This window comes from Streptomyces sp. NPDC097129, from assembly GCF_055668065.1.
This window is the reverse complement of sequence record NZ_JBVOQE010000054.1, coordinates 1-1,796: the sequence shown is the minus strand read 5'-3', so window position 1 is coordinate 1,796 and position 1,796 is coordinate 1. Positions and strand designations below refer to the sequence as shown.

3 protein-coding genes are annotated in these 1,796 nt (G+C 35.5%); all 3 read left to right on the top strand.

The features are described 5' to 3' along the window. On the top strand, window positions 1-180 hold a 180-nt coding region (locus AC0B9F_RS38040; protein ID WP_472010371.1), incomplete at its 5' end, for a hypothetical protein. 138 nt (window positions 181-318) lie between these two features. Further along, the gene (locus AC0B9F_RS38035) at window positions 319-1,011 is read left to right on the top strand and encodes a rolling circle replication-associated protein (RefSeq protein WP_350753516.1); all 693 of its coding nucleotides are present in this window, start codon (window positions 319-321) and stop codon (window positions 1,009-1,011) included. 287 nt (window positions 1,012-1,298) lie between these two features. Continuing rightward, window positions 1,299-1,448: a toxin-antitoxin system HicB family antitoxin gene (locus AC0B9F_RS38030; protein ID WP_350502499.1), complete on the top strand. Its 150-nt coding sequence runs from the start codon at window positions 1,299-1,301 to the stop codon at window positions 1,446-1,448. Window positions 1,449-1,796: the final 348 nt, after the last annotated feature.

Below are 1,796 nucleotides of genomic sequence, written 5' to 3'. Positions count from 1 at the left end.
AAAGTAATGGTGGTTACATTACACGCACTAAAACAAACTATCATTTTGCAACCAGGATTCTTTTATAAAATTTCAGGAGTTGATAGAAAAGTAATAACCGGCTGCGGCGAATTTAGTGGTACAATTCTAGTAGATTTAGGATTTATATTTCCGTTTAAATCTGATAGAAAAATAGGTTAATATTTAATCGCTATTTCTGTTTCTTACTTAACTTGATTATAGCGATTAATAAGCAGAAAAATTTAGACAAGGAAGAGAGGTATTTTATAATTGAGGTATCGTCACAAACTAATAAAAAGTGGCGGTGTATGGGAATTATTGAGCTACGAGAAAGAGGTAGCAACAGGTAAAGATGCAGTTCGTGAAAATGCTGGTAGGAAAAAACAGTCTGATCATGATTGGATAAATGATGCTGAAACAAAGATGAAGAACAGGTCTGATGTGTTATATCGTGCAAGGAAGCAAGTGTTTAACCAAGCAAATGCCAATGCAAATGCGTGGAACGAGCAACCGAAATTTTTCACACTTACATATGCTGAAAACATGCAGGACATAAAACAATCTAACTATAACTTCAAAAAGTTTATCCAAAGGCTGAATTACACTTTAAAAATAAAACTAAAATACACTGCTGTAATTGAGTTTCAGAAACGAGGGGCTATACATTATCACCTATTGGTCTATAACCTTCCTTACACGCCTGTAGACGTTCTATCGGACATCTGGGGTCATGGGTTTGTTAAAATAAATAAAATAGACCACGTGGACAATGTAGGGGCTTATATAACGAAATATATGATAAAGGATAATATTGACGAAAGATTACTTGGAGAGAAGTCTTATTTTTCGAGTAGAGGGTTAAAGAAGCCTGAAGAGTATATTTTGACGGAAAAAGAAAAAGAGACTCTGCTAAAGTCTCATGACGAATATATAACATATTCCAAAAACTATGAAAATGAATATCTAGGCAATATTCATAAGATACAAATTAACTTAAATCGCAAAAGTTAACAGCGCTATTTTAACACATAGAAAATAAAAATACTATGACTTTACCGTTTTCTAATAGCGGGTAAAGTGTTCAAACTTTGACAATGGGACTCCTATAATGGGGTCCTTATTTAATTTCCTTGAAAATATAAAATCCGCCCTTTTGCGTGTGGGTGGGGTGACTCCAGTTGGGGCCCCCGACACCGCAAGGCGGATTTATTTTATTTATAAAAGACCGAGAGAAATAACACTAACCATTATGGTATTGACATGATACCACTTTGATACTATAATGATACCATAAGGAGGTGAAGTTATTGGGAAAAGCGGTTTTTTCTCTAAGGCTTACTGAAGACCTACACGAATGGTTAAAAAAAGAAGCTGAAAAGAGAGGTATGTCGGTCAACGCTTTGATTTCATACATACTGAGCGAATATAAAGACGATAAAGAGTTTTAACGGAGTAGTTCTACGTAGTGAAAGCGTAGCGGTTCCTTTACTTGGAAAGGCGACTCTGATAACCTAGTTCGGTTTGCCACATTAAAGATTTCTAGAAGGTGGCGACGGTGGCAAGTAATCTGGGTCGCAAAGGTTCCGAGTCAAGGATTCATGGAGTAGATCTACGCAGTGGTGATGGTGAAGCGCAACTAAAAAAACAAGAAAAGAGGACGAGCACATGTTTAATATTTCTTATTACAAAACCGAAGACACAAAAGTAATGGTGGTTACATTACACGCACTAAAACAAACTATCATTTTGCAACCAGGATTCTTTTATAAAATTTCAGGAGTTGATAGAAAAGTAAT